The 18,663-nt window shown below is 32.6% G+C and carries 15 protein-coding genes; 4 read left to right on the forward strand and 11 right to left on the reverse strand.

Going from position 1 to position 18,663, the window contains the following annotated elements; translation table 11 throughout:
• Positions 1-242 precede the first annotated feature (242 nt).
• The gene (locus tag IKS50_RS05990; RefSeq protein ID WP_292846910.1) at positions 243-1,235 is read right to left on the reverse strand and encodes a hypothetical protein; all 993 of its coding nucleotides are present in this window, start codon (positions 1,233-1,235) and stop codon (positions 243-245) included.
• Positions 1,236-1,322: 87 nt separating this feature from the next.
• Positions 1,323-2,402 (reverse strand): tyrosine-type recombinase/integrase, encoded by a 1,080-nt coding sequence (locus tag IKS50_RS05995; RefSeq protein WP_292846913.1) that lies wholly within the window; start codon positions 2,400-2,402, stop codon positions 1,323-1,325.
• Between the two features lie 451 nt (positions 2,403-2,853).
• Here IKS50_RS05995 and IKS50_RS06000 point away from each other — a divergent pair, with 451 nt between their 5' ends.
• A complete protein-coding gene (locus tag IKS50_RS06000) occupies positions 2,854-3,522 on the forward strand; it encodes a class I SAM-dependent methyltransferase (protein ID WP_292846916.1) in 669 nt (222 codons plus the stop codon).
• 104 nt (positions 3,523-3,626) lie between these two features.
• On the forward strand, positions 3,627-5,456 hold the full coding sequence (locus tag IKS50_RS06005; RefSeq protein WP_292846919.1) for a hypothetical protein: 1,830 nt from the start codon (positions 3,627-3,629) through the stop codon (positions 5,454-5,456).
• 55 nt (positions 5,457-5,511) lie between these two features.
• Here the strand turns inward: IKS50_RS06005 and surE are convergent, their stop codons facing one another.
• The 3 genes from surE to IKS50_RS06020 form a co-directional block, all read right to left on the reverse strand.
• Positions 5,512-6,327: a 5'/3'-nucleotidase SurE gene (surE, locus tag IKS50_RS06010; protein ID WP_292846922.1), complete on the reverse strand. Its 816-nt coding sequence runs from the start codon at positions 6,325-6,327 to the stop codon at positions 5,512-5,514.
• A 153-nt stretch (positions 6,328-6,480) separates the two neighbouring features.
• Entirely contained in the window at positions 6,481-7,179 is a 699-nt protein-coding gene (locus IKS50_RS06015) for an ABC transporter ATP-binding protein (protein ID WP_292846925.1), read from the reverse strand.
• Positions 7,180-7,188: 9 nt separating this feature from the next.
• Entirely contained in the window at positions 7,189-8,298 is a 1,110-nt protein-coding gene (locus tag IKS50_RS06020; protein ID WP_292846928.1) for an ABC transporter permease, read from the reverse strand.
• Positions 8,299-8,448: 150 nt separating this feature from the next.
• On the opposite strand from IKS50_RS06020, the gene IKS50_RS06025 reads away from it, so the two are divergent.
• Complete coding sequence (locus tag IKS50_RS06025) at positions 8,449-9,408, forward strand: PLP-dependent cysteine synthase family protein (RefSeq protein WP_292846931.1); 960 nt, start codon at positions 8,449-8,451, stop codon at positions 9,406-9,408.
• Positions 9,409-9,455: 47 nt separating this feature from the next.
• Here the strand turns inward: IKS50_RS06025 and IKS50_RS06030 are convergent, their stop codons facing one another.
• The 5 genes from IKS50_RS06030 to IKS50_RS06050 form a co-directional block, all read right to left on the reverse strand.
• Positions 9,456-10,880, reverse strand: a complete 1,425-nt coding sequence (locus IKS50_RS06030; protein WP_292846934.1) for a Mur ligase family protein — start codon at positions 10,878-10,880, stop codon at positions 9,456-9,458.
• Positions 10,881-10,920: 40 nt separating this feature from the next.
• The gene (locus IKS50_RS06035) at positions 10,921-12,006 is read right to left on the reverse strand and encodes an acyltransferase (protein ID WP_292846937.1); all 1,086 of its coding nucleotides are present in this window, start codon (positions 12,004-12,006) and stop codon (positions 10,921-10,923) included.
• A gap of 70 nt (positions 12,007-12,076) precedes the next feature.
• Entirely contained in the window at positions 12,077-12,802 is a 726-nt protein-coding gene (locus IKS50_RS06040; protein WP_292846940.1) for a hypothetical protein, read from the reverse strand.
• Between the two features lie 2 nt (positions 12,803-12,804).
• Complete coding sequence (locus IKS50_RS06045) at positions 12,805-14,259, reverse strand: NAD(P)/FAD-dependent oxidoreductase (RefSeq protein WP_292846943.1); 1,455 nt, start codon at positions 14,257-14,259, stop codon at positions 12,805-12,807.
• Between the two features lie 249 nt (positions 14,260-14,508).
• Positions 14,509-14,631: a hypothetical protein gene (locus tag IKS50_RS06050; protein ID WP_292846946.1), complete on the reverse strand. Its 123-nt coding sequence runs from the start codon at positions 14,629-14,631 to the stop codon at positions 14,509-14,511.
• Positions 14,632-14,731: 100 nt separating this feature from the next.
• Here IKS50_RS06050 and IKS50_RS06055 point away from each other — a divergent pair, with 100 nt between their 5' ends.
• The gene (locus IKS50_RS06055; RefSeq protein ID WP_292846949.1) at positions 14,732-15,412 is read left to right on the forward strand and encodes a hypothetical protein; all 681 of its coding nucleotides are present in this window, start codon (positions 14,732-14,734) and stop codon (positions 15,410-15,412) included.
• A 57-nt stretch (positions 15,413-15,469) separates the two neighbouring features.
• Here IKS50_RS06055 and IKS50_RS06060 read toward each other — a convergent pair whose 3' ends face one another.
• Entirely contained in the window at positions 15,470-18,121 is a 2,652-nt protein-coding gene (locus IKS50_RS06060; RefSeq protein WP_292846952.1) for a transglutaminase domain-containing protein, read from the reverse strand.
• Positions 18,122-18,663 lie beyond the last annotated feature (542 nt).

The following is an 18,663-nucleotide window of genomic DNA, read 5'->3' on the forward strand; positions in this document are numbered from 1 at the left end:
AATACTAGTAAATACTTATTTACATATTATACTACTATCAGTATATATGGAAAATATATATTAATAGTATTTCCATATTTACAGAAAGTAGGATTATACTTATTTTACCACTACTACTCAAGTAATATTAAGAAAATGTAATAAATCAATAGCTCCATATATATCAAGCTATTAATATATACTATTTTCTTTAAATTTTACTATTTTTTAATAAATTTTATGAAATTTAATAAATTTTAGCGTCATCGACGATATCTCATGAATACCACAAATTGATATATTACATAAAATAGTATGCCCACGAAAATTACAAATCCGATAATTGATAGTAATATGAAAAGGTTGTCTAAAAGTGAATCTTCCTTAACAAAACTTATAGATTCAATATATTTATAATCTGGAGCTATTGGAATGTCTTCTCCTTTTATGACAGTATTGTTATAGTAAATATCATCAATATCATAAAGATTTTGCATATCAAACAATGATCCGTCATCATTTGAAACATATATATCTGTAGTATTGTTATTTCCATTTATATGAATGTCGTAGGTAACAATTGCACGTCTGGAAAGTCCAAACATGTCTGAGCGAGCCAAATCAGTCATTACTTTTATCTTATCAGTAGTATTTAATGGAATTTCGCCAGCTCTAGAATAATAATAGTTGTTTGGTATTGAAATATACTGTCCAGGTTTTAAATGACCGGTTTTCAGTTTTGTTGGTGTTGCAAAACCATAATTTCCATTAGGTGCTTTAATAACAACGTGGCCCATTTTATATGGTATTTTTATGGCCTGAATCTCCTCTAATTTCTCCTCAGAGATAGTATAATTGTCATTAATCATAGTAGCGGTTATATTTTCGCAACGTTCATTATCAATACCATCATCAAGGCCGCCTAATCCGATTACCCAACCGTCATCAGTGATAATTACATGGTTAAAATATCCATAATCAGTTTTATGCTGTTTGATTGCCGGAATTCCATGCCAAATTATCTTATCTATATGAATGTCTGCAGTTAGATTGGCATCACGTCTATAGGATAATATGGAACTGTCGTTTTCTAATTGTAAAACAACAGAACAACAGCCAACGTCTGTTTCATTGTTATTTTGTAAATTAACTATCGTATTATCCGTATTTTGACTATCATAGACTGAATAAACAGCACATAATGATATAAAAAATATAAATATGCTTAATATAATAATTTTTTTATTTAAATTCATATAAATCGTTTTTCAATTGTTTTCTAGTTTATATTAGGTTAAAGTAGTATTTAAATTCATTTATTTTATATTAAGCATTAAATTTTTTTAAGAAAATTTATATGAATTGGCCTTTAATTTTTGTTTCATTTGCTCACGGTCAATGTGTATGTATTTATCTGTAGTTTGGGAATTAGAATGGCCTGCAATTGATTGTACCTCAGCAACTGTTAATATTTCAGCAAAATGAGACAGTGCCGTATGTCTTAAAATGTGAACACTAACATTCTCGCTGTAATTTACAGGACAATCTATTCCTTCACTTTCTATTCTTCTATCACATTCACGTGCATGCTTTTTGATGATATCCTGTACACCACGTTTACCAATTCGGTTCCCTTTTATATTAGTAAATAGTTCTTCACGAGTAACTTCCAATGCAGCTTTTTTTCGTTGAATGACTGGGCGATATATATTATTTGTATTTTTCCTAAGCTTTGTGGTACGTTCTCTCATCATTTCATTAAGGCTGACTAATGTATCATAGGTGATAAATGTTGTTCGGTCTTTTAATTCACCTTTGGTAGTTTCTGCACGTAGATATACATCAATAAAGTCATCAGTATCATTTGGTAGCTCATAGAAGCCATGTTCATCAATTGGAACTTGGATGTCATCTTTGTTTAAGAGCACTAGCTCCTTTAACCTCATTCCAGAATCAATGAAAGTCCTACAAATTGCATAATCCCTTTTATTTCCGCTCTGTTGGATGGTATCTAAAAAGAAATTGGATTGTTGCCATGTTAGAGATATCTTTTCTATTCTTTTTTTAGCGGTTTCGGGATCTTCGGCTTTTACTTCAATTATATCCTTCATCTTGATTGTTTCATGTTGGATTTCTTCCTGAACATCTTCAGAGTTGATGAATTCCAAAATGTTCATCATATATGTTTTTACCGTAGTTCTCTTATTGCCTCTCTTCTTTAAACAGTGCCTACGGTATTGTCTTAATTGTTTTTTGACATTTTTTTCATTTAATTCATCGATTCCTTCATTTTCAAGATATTCAATGAATTTGGATATATTGAATGTCTGTTTTTGGATTGTTTCCTTTGTAAGATTTTTTACTTCCTGTTTTTCTTCTAAGTATTCATCTAGGTAGTCAGTTAGCTCATTGACTTCGATCATAAGCTTTTCGCCTCCTAAATTTCTTTACTCAAACCCTTGTTATACTATTTATTTTTTTAGTATATAAATACTTCGTATCTTTTCACTATTACTGTATATTATTACATAAAATATACGTTCTTTTTATATATAAAATTTGGATAATTTGTGACTTTGTTGGGAAATGTTGAAAGTAAGGTAAGACATATACATCAAGCGGTTTCAAAATGCTATTTTCTTCACTTTTTTGATTTGTAATAAAAAATATTTAATAAGTAATAAAAAATTTTGGGCTTTGAAATTTTTTGACATTCACTCAAAAGTAAAACTCCAAATCATATTAGAGAAAATGGATATGTGAAAAATTGTCACAGTTTGAAAAGTGGTAACAGATGAACAAATATTTTCAGGAGAATATTTAAAATAAGAAAATTTCATAAATAATCAAGAAAAAGAGATGCTTAAGATTATTATGAGATTTAAAAATATTAAAATTATTGAAGATCCCGAATTATTGATTAATGCCCGAAAGCCTGAAGGCAAACTCGGAAGCAAACTGATTGAAAAGATGAACGTCAATCATGAAGGCCTGGCCCAGTGGAGCTTGAGCCATTTGGATATTTCAAAAGACGATGTTATTTTAGATATCGGCTGCGGCGGAGGAGTCAATGTAGACAGGTTCCTTAAAATCACTGAAAATAAAGTGTATGGGCTTGATTATTCAGAAGCGGCATGTGAAAAATCAGCATTGCTGAATGAAGAAGCAATTTCCGATGGCAGATGTGAGATTATACAGGGTTCCGTTTCTGAATTGCCTTTTGATGATAACACTTTCGACATTGCAACAGGATTTGAAACCGTTTATTTCTGGCCCGATTTCATCAATGATTTGAAGGAAGTCCACAGAGTCTTAAAAGATGATGGCAGGATTTTCATTGCTAATGAAGCACTTCCAAAAGAAAACGATGCCCGCCAAAAGGAACTGATAGAATTGCTGAATATGAAAATATATTCCAAAGACCAATTGGAAGAGTATCTGCTTGAAGCAGGTTTTTCAAATGTAATAAGTTATGTTAAGGAATCAAAGGATTCATTTACAGGCGAATCTGCCGATTGGATTTGTGTAATTGGCCAAAAATGATTTATCTAAAAGATATTATTTTGGATTTTTTTAATGAAAACCTTCTTTCGATTATTATAAATATGTTATTTTTCTAAAATAATAATTAATAAAGGAGGATACTTATGAAGATTAAACATTTGATTATTGTTAGCCTGATATTGGCTATCTTGACAATTGGTGCTGTAAGCGCTAGTGAAAACATTACCTCAGATGATCAACTGGCTGTTGAGGAGGATGTTGATGTTCAGGAAACACCTCAGGAGGATGTCTTAAGCGATTCTCTAAAAAAATCAGATTTTCATGTAGATTTTACTGAAATCATTGCAGTCAATTCTAAAGATAATGTAATTGACATTTATGAGCAGACTGTTGATGGCGTCAATGGAAATCTCACAGTTTCAGTTGGAGATAATGAACCTGTATACAATAAAAAATTCGATTATGAGGCTACTCTAACGATAACAGACTTAGGCATAACTTCACCTGGAATTTATAATATTCACGCTAACTTCATACCAGTTAATGGAAATTCAATCGTTCTTCTGGACGATACATTAAATGTGACTGAAAAAGAAGGGTATGGAGACATGACTGTCAATATCTATAGTGCGGATTATAATCCTGGATGGGATGATGATGAGTATAATCTGTTAGCCGATATATATGACATGCCTTCAAGTGGAACTGTTTTAGTATATATCGATGGGGATTTATGTTATAATGGCACTGGCGAGTATATATTTTTGAATGACTTAAATAAGAAGCCAAGCATAGGCAGACATTACGTGAAAGTGAGCTTTTGGAATGGAAAAAATGAGACTGTTGTAAAATCAAGAATGATTTATGTGGGATATCATTTCTATGTTGGTGAACATGACGATGAATTTTATTTAGGTGAAGATGCAGAATTGTGTATTATATTACCTAACGATGCAAAAGGAGATATTTACGTAACTGTAAATGGAAAAACACAAAAGATTTCTCATAAAAAGGGCCAATCATGGGTAAACTATGTGATAAAAACCAATTCCCTAAAATTAAATAAGAAATACAAATTCCATATGGAATTGCGAAATGACCCATTTTATCCATTTAAGACTTATGAATTTGAGTTTTCACTGATACCTCATATCTCTTACTTTGACATGGGCGTAGGCGAAAATGGATATGTGACAATCAATCTGCCGGAAGGTTATAAGGGTACTTTAAAGCTCTATAATACAAAAGATGGAAAATACGACAAGGTGAAATCAGGAAAAGCAATCAAGACTGTAAAAGTCAAAAACGGGAAAGCAAGCATACCAATATCATATTCCAAAAAAGGAGAAAAGAATTTCATTATTGAATATGTTGACGGAAAATACGTTTACTCCCAACATTGCTATTTCTTTGTCTATAAGAACGACAAGAAGTTTTCATCAAGCATCAGCTCCAATAAAATCAAATTCAACAAGAAGGTTGTAGTCAAACTTAAAGGTCCAAAGACTTTCAAAAAACGATTCTATATTTATGTTGATGGAAAATACCTTAAATCAGTTAAATTGAATAAGAAAGGTGTTAAAAAGGTTTCAATTAAATTTAAATCATCAGGAAAACACAGCATTAAAGTTATAACAGATCAGTATTCCAGCAAATTTTATTCAAACACTTTCACAATCAAAGTTAAACAGCCTGATGTTAAATTGACATTAAAGAAAATTACCCTCAAAAAGCCAATGAAGAAAGTAACCTTAAAATCAACATTGAAGATTAAAGGAAAAGCCAAAAAAGGACTGAAAGTTAAATTTAAATTTAACAAAAAATCCTATAAAGCAAAAACCAATAAGAAAGGTATTGCAAAAGTCACTGTTAAAAAATCAGTCCTTAAAAAACTAAAAGTCGGCCAGACCGTTAAGTATCAAGTAAAATATGGCAAAACCGTCACTACCCAATCAACAAAAGTTAAAAATTAGAAATTGATTTTTCTAATTTTTTTTAATTTTTTTAAATGAGTACGAATCCCTATTTTTACCAATCTTTCAGTTCCTGATAGGTCATATTGACATTAAGGGGAGTTAGGCTTGGACGTTTTTCAACGAACAGCGCATATCCGTCAGTGCCATCCTCATATTCCTTTACAAGATTTGATGTAATCATAATCAAATCATCACTGCTTTGGTTTTCTTCTAAAGGATAATTAAATATCTCCGCTTTTTCTTTATCAGTGTTGTCAATGACTTTTTTATCAAGCATTTTATCCGATAAATGTGTTATTTTAACATCTTCTGATTCATAATTTGATGGCACGTTTAGATTAAATAGGTCAACGCCTTCTGGAAATCCTTCATCAATTATTTTCAAAACAAGGTCATGCAAAACTTTCTTTGCTAAATCAAAATCATAATCCAAATACCATTCTCCATCATCATCCTGTTTATATGCGGTTTTTGGATCTATAAAAAGAGAAGCCGCAATTGCAGGGATTCCTAAACTGACAGCTTCAAAAGCAGCGCAGACGGTACCTGAAGAGGTTATGTCGCAACTTATATTCACGCCGGAATTTATTCCTGTTATGACCAAATCGGGTTTTTCATCCATAATGTAATTTGCACCGACAATTACTGCATCAGCGGGACTGCCTGATACAGAGTATGCTGCGCTTCCGTCCTCGAGTTTGCAATCGGCAATCTTCAAATGTTTGAACAATGTTATTCGACGGCCCACACTGCTGTTGTTCTCATCTGGCGCTACAACGGTTACGTTGGCCAAATCTTCAACAGCTTGTTTTGCAGCCAATATTCCTGGTGCAAAAACGCCGTCATCGTTAGATATTAAAATATTCATTTTGCCAAAACCTTAACATGTTATATTTAATATCTTAAATCTTTTAGTTAAAAAATATTTCTCAATTTTGGAAAAATCATATTTCCATATTATTGTGATGTTTTAAGTAATGGTTTTGCAATATTTAAAAAAATAATAATAATAGATGTTAATTCAAACATCTATCTTGCTGTTAATCAAAGAGTCATCGCCTGCAGATATGATTTCACCATCCAAAACTTCAATAACCCTATCTGCTAGTTTGGCCACATCCATATCATGAGTCACTATAATCAATGTTACATTTTTACTTTCATGCAAATCAATTAGTTGCTTAAGGATTTTAGTACTTGTTTTGGAATCTAGTGATCCTGTTGGCTCATCAGCTAATATTATTGATGGATTATTTGCCAGTGCACGAGCAATTGCAACCCTCTGACGTTCACCACCGGACAGTTTATTTGGTAAAATCTTGGCTTTGTCCTTAAGGCCGACATCATCCAATAATTTTAATGCACGGCTTCTCATTTCAGAGGAGGACAATCCTTGTGTAAACATTGGAATTTCAATGTTTTCGACAACTGAAATATTTGGAATCAGGTTATGCAATTGGAAAATGAATCCGATTTTTTCACTTCTAAACTCATTTAATTTTTTAGATGAGTTTAAATCCTGACCGGCTACTTTGATAGATCCGGAATCAGGAACATCAAGTGCCCCAAGCATATTAAGCAATGTTGATTTTCCAGAGCCTGACGGGCCGATTATTGAAACGAATTCCCCATCCCTAATTGTGAGGTTGATTCCATTCAATGCCTTGATTTTTCCATCTTCATAGCTTTTATATAAATCTTTTATTTCTACTGCATCCATATTTACACCTCACTCATACCTCAATGCCTCTGTCGGAGGCAATTTAACAGCTTTAATAGCAGGGAAAAGTCCTCCAATAATTCCAACAACAATAGCTATTGCAAATGCCTGGATGAATATCTTTGGAGTGAATAATGGACTTATTCCCATATATGGGGCCAACAAAGTACAGGCTAAAAATCCTATCAAGGATCCGATAATGGCAGAAACTATTGTAATAACTAATGATTCGCCAACAATCATTAACAGAATTCTTTTATCAGACCAGCCCACTGCCTTTAAAACACCTATTTCACGGGTCCTTTCAAACACTGACATCAGCATTGTGTTGATAATGCCAAGGCCTCCAACAACAATTGCAAGGAGTGAAATTGCCCATGTTGAAGCCTGAAGCATATTCAACATATCCCCCATTTGCTGCATTTCCATAACTGATGTGATGGTTGCTATATCATCACCATATTTTTCATCAATTCTGTCAGCCACTTCTTGGGCATCAGCACCTTTTTCAACTTTAACATAGATGTTTGAGATTGAATCTTCATCATCCATCAAATCTCCAACTTTGGAAATTGATGTGAATACTCCTCCGGCCATATTTTGGTCGCCGGTTTCATAAATTCCAACAACTTCAAAGTCTTCGCCGCCGATTTTTATATTATCTCCCACTGAATAATCATTATCATCAGCATAAATTTCGCCTAAAATTGCTTCGGACTCGTTATCTTTGAAAATTCTACCTTCTTTCATTGAAATGTCTGCCAAAGTAGCTCCCTGAGGATCGATACCAATCAGCGTATTCATGTAATCATCCCCAACCGATGTCAGGACTACATATATCGGATATGCCTCTTCAACACCTGAAACATTTGCAATTTTATCTGTCCAATTTGCATCGATAGTATTAGTTCCATATGCTGAATCTCCAGTTTCCTTTCCTGAAATTGAAAAATCAGCACCCCCTGCATGAATTGTATCTTCAAAGGTATTGACTAAACCATCTGTGATTCCACCAAGAGCAACTATGACTATAATTCCAATTGCAATCCCTACGATTGCTAAAATTGCACTAGTCTTTCTCCTGAATGGATTTTTAAGAATAAATTTTAAAAATGACATAATATTAAATTGGAGTGTAGTATATAAATAACTAATTGCAGGTTTTACTAAGGTGCAAAAATTAGGTGTTAAAATACATTTATCATATGATAAAGTATTTTTTAAATAAAATACATAGATAAAACATATTATCAAATTGGATTGAATGTTATGAATATTGGAAAGTTAATTGGCAACACACCAATGATAAAGATTAATTATGAATATGAAGGAAAACAGGGAAGCATATACACTAAACTTGAATATTACAATTATTCCGGAAGCATTAAAGACAGAATTGCATATTACATCATTGAAAAAGAAAAGGAAAACGGCAAATTAGCTGACGGTCAGGCTATTGTGGAAGTGACCAGTGGAAATACGGGCATTGCATTCAGTGCCATCGGCGCTCTTTTCGGTCATGAAGTACACATTTTCATGCCTGATTGGGCATCACTTGAGAGAAGAAAACTAATCGAAATGTATGGCGCTCATGTTCATCTTGTATCCCGGGAAGAAGGAGGATTTAAAAAGGCTCTTGAACTTGCAGAGGAATTTGCAAATGAAACTGGCGCATACAGACCGCTCCAATTTGATAATGAATTAAATCCTGAAGCCCAATATAAAACAACAGGTCAGGAAATCATCGATGCGATTCCAGATGTTAATGCATTCGTTTCAGGCATAGGAACAGGCGGAACACTTATAGGAATAGGCAGGAAACTGAAAGACAATAACCCAGACTCAAAAATATTTGCCCTTGAACCTTCAACATTATCCATCCTTAAGATGGGAATGGAAGAGGGAAGCCATATGATTGAAGGAATAGGCGATGACTTTATTCCTGGAATTGTTGATGAAGATCTGATTGACGATATCGTTTTGATTCATGACTGTGATGCAATCAATATGTCTAAAAGAATAGCTAAAGAATTCGGTTTGGGCATAGGCATTTCCAGTGGAGCCAACTTCCTGGCTAGTGTCATAAAGGATAATGATGATTTAAAGATAGCCACAGTTTTTCCTGATGACAATAAGAAATACATAACTACAAAATTATCCGAAGAAATTGATGATGATCCTAAATTGCTTTCAAATCAAATCAGACTAATTGATTTTGAAGTAATTTAACTTTTTTTTTAAATCTTTAAAAAATTGATAAGATAATCCTTTCCGGATTATCTGTTAATTAATCCTCTTTTTATTTGTTCCCACATTGCTTGTTCTTCACCGCATCCACTCATAATAACATATTTGTATTCTGAATTGCGCGCTAGCTCTATCAATTTATTTATCCTTTCATCCATCTCTTCATAGCTTAACGGATAAAACTCAGCATCATCGTATTCCTCTTTGATGATTTCATAATATTCCTTTGCTTTATCAATGGATTTTCTTCCAGGAACAACGATTACATGTTCAGGATTCATGCTTTTGATAACTTTAAAGTGGTCATCGAATATTTCCTCTTCATTCTCTTCAGGGGTTGTATAAATAAATTCCAACGGAGCGTCGACAAATTGATTCATAAACATAGCATTGATTTTTAATGCATCTCCATTATCTCCCTGTCCAAGTCCAACGAATTTTCCGCCAATATCAACTACCTCAAATCTTCCAGGAGGTATGAATGACATGTCCAGGTTATTGAATACCTCATAAATAGTGGATTCGATATTTTCAACTTTCGGTGTAAAAGTCGCATAAGCGGTGATTGATGCTAAAGTATTGTAAATATTATGGAAACCGAATGGCGGGACTTTAAGTTCCAAGTCCAGTTTAATATTTTTGGAAGTTGTATAATTAAATAAATCTCCCTCAATATTTAAAATCCACTTGTCGGTACTGAACTCGGCATTAGTTAATTTTACATTAGGTTCCGGACGTTTGAATCCGCAACTGCAGGAATAAACTCCCCTATGGTTCAGATAATGTTTAGAATAAGTTAATTTTTCACCACATTTCGGACAGTCAACACTTTCCCCGCCGATATCCTCAATGCCTTCGGTTGCAATACCGTAATAATTGACATTCACATCTTTTTCTTTTTCAAGGCCGATTAAAGCAGTTCTCGGATCGTCACAATTAGTTACAATAGTGCCCCTTTCCATCCCTTGAGATAATAGTTTTTTGGCTTTGTAATAATCTTCAAACGGATTTTTGATGCCTGCAACCTGTGTGTGTTCTTGAGAAATAGTTGTATAAACCACTCCAATCGGTTTAATTAATCTTTCAACAGTATCTGGAATACCATAAGTCATGTTCCTAATACCATATTCGAATATGCCCAAATCCCCTTCTTGAGTTAAAAGAGAGGTTGTCATTGAATTCAGGATATTGTTTTCATAAGTTTGCCTGATTTGAATATCATTTGACATTAATTTGATTAAAAGAGTGGTGGTTGTTGTCTTACCGTTAGTGCCTGTGATGAGAATGGAACCAATCTTTAACTGTGAAGCTAACTCGGTGATTGATTCGTATCCCCCAATTTTAGTAAATATATGGCCTGCGTATGTTCCGCCACTTCCACTACCTTTTTTTGCTAAAAAGGCTACAACTTTTCCAGATACTTTTGCCATTTTAAATTTCAATAAATTTACCATCACTATATATTATGTTTATATAGTATATAATAATTTAGCATTAATTATTTCCAGAAACCCTTTTTAGATATGGGATTTTATTTAAAATGGACAATATTAACAGTGAAATTATCAATGTTAAAACAACAAATAGAGGTATCCAAAAAAGAGGGCTTTGTTGCGTATAGTCAGTTAGATTTAATAGGTTATTCTTTAGGCAATGCAATATCATATAATGGGCCAGATAAATCCCGAAACTATAATTGCTTATATATGTAAAGGCTTTTCCGAGGGAATTGTTTTCCAAGTTATCCATATAATTTGCTTTAGATAAAAATTTGAACATCAAAAAGAAGTTAACAGACATGAACAATATTGTTAAATTAAAATATCCCAAGGCTGTGAAATGGTTATGGGACTGAGACATAGGCACAACATAACCGAATATGTAATAGAGATAAGTGGCAATGAATAGGATTCCTGTGATTATGGCTAATCTATTTGCAGGTATCTTTGATTCAAGATAATTATTGTTTGCTATAAAGTATCCGATGATAATATATGCCATGAATGAAATGAAGTATGTTATTTTCGAAGGGTACGGATTGAACAAATGGAATTGGACAATAACAAAATAAATTAGAGAAATTATTGTTAGGAAATTGATGAATTTCTTATCGAATGCATCGTCTTTTTTCAGTCCAAATGAAATGGTTTGATTAATTATAAAAATCAGTATATATGCAATTGTAATCATCCAGATAAACCAGAATGCAACCCCCAATGTCGAAGAAGTTCCAAAGAAGACATCTATCGAATAGCTCAAGTCAAATCCATGGGTAACAAAAAGTGAGGAATAGACTATATAGATTACAACCCAAAACAGGAATGGGATAAAAATTCTTGATAATCTCTTTTTAAAAAATGTTTTCAATGAATCCTTTTTATTTATAAGTAAAGCTCCGCTGAGCATTACAAAAACAGGTATTGAAAATTCTCTAAAACAATCAAAAAATGCAGAAATATAAAAGTCAGGATTATTTATTCCTGTTAGAACAAATACTATTGATGCATGGCAGAATACTATGCCAATGATGGCCAATGCTCTTAAAACATCATAATAAAATATTCTTTTTGATTGATTCATGTGATTATATTTGTAGATTCTATAATTAAATGTAATTATATCAATAATATATTCAAGGAGGAATACCATGTTAGATTATTTTGTCTACCGCCAAAATCAGCTCTGTCATATGGTCATCCTTTAAATCTTGATCTGCAAAGCTATACTCTTCAAAATAGAATGCGGGAATCCCATTGTCATTTAATGGTATTGTCAAATAGGGTCCGCTTGTTGTTGAATCCGGTGCAAAATAAACAATATCAGGACAATCATTGGCAACATCTTCAGCATATTCAACGCCCAATCCCTCTTTTACCGGGCAGAATACAAACGTTTTATAATCATATGCTCCAACATTTGAGTGAACATCAATGGCCAACCGATAATCTCCGTTTCTAATCTCGGGATAAACATATTCATATGCTAAATTTTGGCCATTCTGCCTTCCAGGATCATCATAATCACTGAATCCCCCTCCATATGAACCAACACCTTCACTTACATTAATTATGTAAATGTCATAACTGTGGGTTAGATTGGCCATTTCCGGAAGTAGTTCGACTAACGTTTCATGGGTTTCATGTTCCAGCGGGTGAACGCCAACAACATAAGCTATTTTACTGCCATTGGGATTTCCGATATTCCTGATTACCTCAACCGTTCCTGGGTCATCACTATTATTGGCCAACACTTCACGATAAGGCATTGAAACATTGTTTTCAGTTGGATTTTCAATAGTGGATATAATAATAAGCATGCTAAAGATTAAGATGATTATAACCAATATTGAAATAATGATGTATTCCTTTCTTGTCATAATTACAAATCATAGTGTATATTGTGCAGTTTGTATAAGCATACTGAACTGCTTGACGGGAATGTGTAAATCATATAATCAAGTTCTTCTAAAGTTATTTTTTGGTTAATGATGAAAGCAAACATATTTGCTACATTTTCTGCATCTGCAGCATATATTTCGGCGCCGACAATGTTTAAATCCTTATCTACAATAACTTTAGCTTCGGCACGCTTATCGTTTTTAAGTACTGTAGAATAAGATTTGCCGTACCTTATTGTGTGAACTTCATATTCATCGCTTTCTTCTGCAATATAAGCAGGAATTCCTACAGTAGCTATTCTCGGTATAGTGTAAGCAACAGCCGGAATTACAGGATATGTTATCTCATCTGCTTCACCTAACAGTTCTTTAGCAAGGTATTTGGATTGATGTATGGCAACTGTGACGAGCTTTGCAATTCCCGTATCGGCAACATCGCCTGAAGCGTAGATATTTGGAACGTCTGTTTGCAGGTGGCCATTGACTTTAATTCCCTTATTTGTATATTTTAGGCCTACATTTTCAAGACCTATATCTTCTACATTAGCAGTTCTTCCCATTCCTGCAATCACATAGTCACCAGTTAAGCTAAGTCCGCTTTCACAATTGACTGTAAATCCATTTTCATATGCTTTATTATCAATTTTAGCTTCAGGATCCCTTAAATATTCATCTGAATTCATTGCATTTTCAATATTTAAGACTTTTTCTTCCGGATTATCTATTGTTACATCATCACTTTTAATGACTTCTTTAACTGTCTGGTTAAAATGGAAGCGAATATTCTTCTTTTTAAGAATTTCAATAACATTTTGTACATATGGTTGGTGGAAGTATTTTAAAGCCATATCTCCTCTAACAATAACATCAGCTTCAAGGCCGGCTTCCGCAAGTATTGATGCAAATTCCATTCCTACAAAACCCGCACCTATTATTATGGTATGTTTTGGAAGCTCGTCAATGTCTAAAAAGTCATTACTGTCGTGGAGATACTGTTTTCCTTTAATATCTGGGATTATTGGTTTTAATCCTGTACAAATTACAATCTTATCTGTGGTGAATTTCTTATCTGCGACCTGGACTGTATGTTCATCTAGAATTATGCCTTTTCCATGAGCCACATCCAAATCGTATTCCCTAAATTTGCCATCTAAAAATACTGACATGTTTGCAATACGGTCTCTTTTTAATTTCATCAGTTCCGGCCAGTTTACTTCAAAGTTGCCTGATTTACCGAAACCCTCAAAATTGTCCGTCAATGATTTGACTTCATATGCTGAGTCGAGAATTGCTTTTGAGTTACATCCCCTATTTGCACATGCCCCTCCGTAGAGACCTTCTTCAATTATCAATATTTTAAGGCCGGCTTTTCTTAAAAATCGTCCGCCTTGCCATGCCGCATTTCCGCTTCCAATATATATTACATCATAATCCATGTTTAAACCTCGTTATGTAATATTTGTTAAAAACATTATAAAATTGTATCTAATTTATTGATTTTTTTGAAAAATTAATCCTTTGATGTAGATATTAATTTTATTATTATACTTTTATTGGATAGGATTAATGCAAATATAAAAGAGGATTCATAAAAATGATAGTTATACTAATAACTCTCTTTATTTTATAGCTATCTTTAATTATATTGGTGGCAACTTCATTGCCATTTATAGTTTGAATATAATCTATCTGTTTTTACAACATCCGAAAAAGAAGTTTTTTACTTTTTTAACTTTTGAGTTTTTTTCCTTTTCAATCCTTTCATTTCTTTCATGCATGTTTTTTCTAGCTTCTACCATATCATCCATAACAATCATCTAAATTTAGGTATTCCTAAATAATATTATTTTTAAATTTATATATAAAGTTTTTTAACTAAAAAAGAAAATATTAATCAAGGTGACTAATTTGGAAAAATCAACAATCATAATTATCCTGATAATCCTTTTAATTATTGGCTCACTAATATATATCGGAATGCCAAAATATAAAGAAATAGAATATATTACTCTCGCAAATACAAGTATCGGCACAGTAGAAGTTGGTGTAGCAGGAAATGAAAGCGCTACAACTTGCATCGCGCTAATTACTGGAATCCATCCAAGAGAAACACTATCAATAGAACCTGAAATACAAGCTGCAAAGGAATTCGCAAATGATGATGTAAAAATAATCCACTACAAGGTAACTGTAACAGACAACCCTCATGATTATAATACCGGTCGGGCAAATGGGGAAAGATTGATTAATGAATATGTGAATCAGAATGTCACACAATCCGATGCCGATGCAGTTATAATCAGCCACTCACATATACCTGAATATGGTGTTGGATTTTACTTGGCCACACCTGAAATGGATGATGAATCAGTGAATGTTGCTGAAAAGATAAGCAATGCAAGTGATTTCAATTATTATCCAGTAAAAGGTAATGAAACATATAAATCAACTTCAGCAAAACTTGTTTCAAAACCAATAGCTCAATCAGGATATCCTACTTTTGTATATGAGATACCTGAAGACATTTCACAAAGAACCGCAACAGATAAAACCAAAGAATTGTTTAATCTAATCGTGCAGAATATCTGAACATCTTAAAAAAAGTTTAAAATTGATTTTTTAAAAAAAAGAAAAAAATATAGTGAATTAGAATAATATCTCTGCATATTTACCATGTAAGGTATATGAATTGGTATTCCAATTAACTACTTTTCCAAATGAATTTCTTGTACTTGTTGGGTCTGCAACAGTCCATGTATTTCCAATTAATACTTGGGCCCATACGTGACCGTAAGTACTTCCACTACTAAATGTACAAGTTCCGTGAACATATCTAGCATGTAGGCCAGCAGTTCTAAACATAGCAATTAGTAAATGTGCTTGATCAACACAATTTCCTGAACCTGCATTTAATGTTCCAACTGCACCATGTTTGGTATCATAATAGAAACTGTAGGATATTTTGTCTCTAACAAAATTATATATTGCATTTGCTTTAGCTGAATCAGTGGTTAATCCTTTTGTTAAAGAAGTAACTTTTGATTTAATCTGTGAATTGCCCACCTCACAATGAGTGGTTTTCTTAAGATAAGCAGCTAAATCGCTTTGACTAATGGTATTCTTCTCATTAATACCTGACTGAGTTGAGGAAGATCCACCAGATGCAGTATTAATTACTACATAAGCCGGTAAGAGATTATTGTTATTTCCATAAAATGCAACGATTCTGGCAGTAGCATCTACCAATTCGGTATAAATGACTTTACCGACAGCAGATGAAGCGTAATTCGGTGCTTGTTTATGGTTTTTTATATAATCTGCAATATTTTTAGCCCATTTTAAGTAATTCTCTTTAGTTAATTGCTTTGAATTAATATTATCTCCGGATGGAGACGCAGGTGCCTTAACTCCAGATATGATTGATACATCTTTTGTATTGGAATTGCCTAATTGGACAATTGTCTCACTCAATACATATAAGAACTCAGGCATTGTTAAAGTAACCCCTCCTGAAGTTACAGAAGACGGCAATTTCTTATTATTTTGATAATAATTTTTAACAGTGTTAGCTGCTTTAACAATATTATTTATAGATATTGATGTAATCTTTTTGGCTTGAAGAGTTGTTTTACCTGAACTTGGGGCATTTAAATTGTTTCCATTATAACTGTATGACACAGTATGGCTTCCAACTGCAAAACTTACCTTGAATGTTGCATAACCTGTTGAAGAGGTTGTAGCAGTATAATCCTTTGAATCAACGGTTAATTTAACAGTTCCGCCAGAAATTGGTTTATTATTAGAGTCGAGCACTAAAAGTTGGCAAGTTTGTGTTCCTTGATTGAAGGAAGTTGCACTTGACCATTTAATAGAGGTCGGAGCTCTTTTTATAACATTAATTGTAGTAGATCCAGTTTTTGAATCAAGTTTAGAAAATGCTTTATTAGTATATGATATAGTATAAGTGCCTATAGCTACATTAATCGGGAGTGAAACTATTCCATTATTGTCTGTGGTTAGTGTATACTTGGTTCCTTTTAAGGAAATAGTTACTTGTTTGTTGACAATAGGAACATTTCCAGAAGTTAAAGCTACTTTGAATGGTGTTCCAGCTCCTTGACCAAAAGTGGTTGTACTTTTAACAGTAAAAGTTGGAGTTTTACTAGGAAGAACATACAATTTACTTTTAGCGCTTGATGCCTTGTAAAAAGCAGTTGATGCAAACTTATATTTTACAGTATAAGTACCCGGATTAATAGATTGCAGTTTAATTTTAGCAATACCCTTTTTGTTAGTGCTTGCAGTATACTTTTTGCCGTCAACTTTGAAATTAATTATTTGACCTTTTCCAGGCGCGTAGCCGAAGGCATTAAGTAATTTGACTTTAATCTTTTTAGTATCGCCCTTAAGGAAAATATAAGTTTTAGGTGTTAAAGAAGTTTTAGCACTTTTATAAACTTTAACTTTATTGGTTTGCTTTAAACCATCTTTATTATATGAAATAATTTTATAAGTTCCTTTTGTAAGGCTTGTTAAAGATAAACTTGCCACTCCATTCTTATTAGTTTTTACTTGGTAAGTCTGACCATCAATTTTAAATTTAATTTTCTTTTTAGCTAATGGTTTACCATTCTTTTTTAAGAATTTAGCGGTAAATTTCCTACTATCGCTAACGACTTTGGAAACATCGTTGGCTGTGATAGTGGATAACACTTTAAAAGTAGTAGTTAAACTGTAACCGTTAACAGGATTAGTTGCTTTAATCATGTAGGTTCCAGGTTTAAGATCGATATCTAATGAAGCTACACCTTTACTATCAGTTTTCACGTTATGAGTAACGCCCTTTACAACAATTTTAACATTAGTATTAGCTAATGGATTTCCATTTAGATTTACAAATGTCGCTGTATATTTAGCGTTTCCCTTATAATATTTAGTAACGTCTTTTGCAGTGATAGTTTTGACTGTATTGGATGAAACAGGTTGGTTATCACTTGAAAGAACTTCATTATCCATGTTAGTTGATAAAGTACTTGAAATTTCAGATTTTAATACATCGTCAGATGCATCATTATCAACACTAGATTCATATGTATCGTCCTCGGATGCATAAATTATTTGATCTTGAGTATCGCCAAGGATTTGACCTTCACTTTGACCAATTGCATCTTGAGCAATATCCTCATTTTGTTGGGAAATATATGAATCTATTTCATTTACATCACTTGCATAAATTGTGCCAACAGATAATGCAACAATCAGCACAACTGCTAAAGCGAGTAATATTTTTTTGTTCAAAATATTTTACCTCCATAACAATCTCGAGAATAAATCTCGTACAATAGTAAATATATACAAATATCTTATATAAACCTTTTTATTAGCTAAATCCAATTAAATAAGTCTAATTTTAAAAAATAAGGCTAAAATACTATTAAAATAAAACATTAAAGTAATGTATAGGTAAATTAATCTATAAAAAGATTAAATCATATGAATCTATTTATAAAGCTAAGTCAATATATAAAACTTAAAAAATTAATCTTTCACCTAATAATTAAAAATAACACTAAGTTTAAAGTAGTTTAATACAAAATGATAAAATTTTTACTATAAAATGAGCTATTTAAGTAAAATAATCGAATTTTATTTAAAAATAACGATTTTAATCAACTTTATAAATTTTTTTGAAAAAAATATGACTCTTTCAAAAACTTTGTTGATTTTCAAAATCCTTTTTGCGATTGTCATTCCAAATTAGATCTCTGCGATATATTCGTTTTAAAACGCCTCGTTTGGTCTTGAATGTTCGTTTTCTTGATTTTGGCATTGTTTTTTGA

Origin of the sequence: Methanobrevibacter sp., assembly GCF_017539065.1 — an archaeon.
Lineage (GTDB): Archaea > Methanobacteriota > Methanobacteria > Methanobacteriales > Methanobacteriaceae > Methanocatella.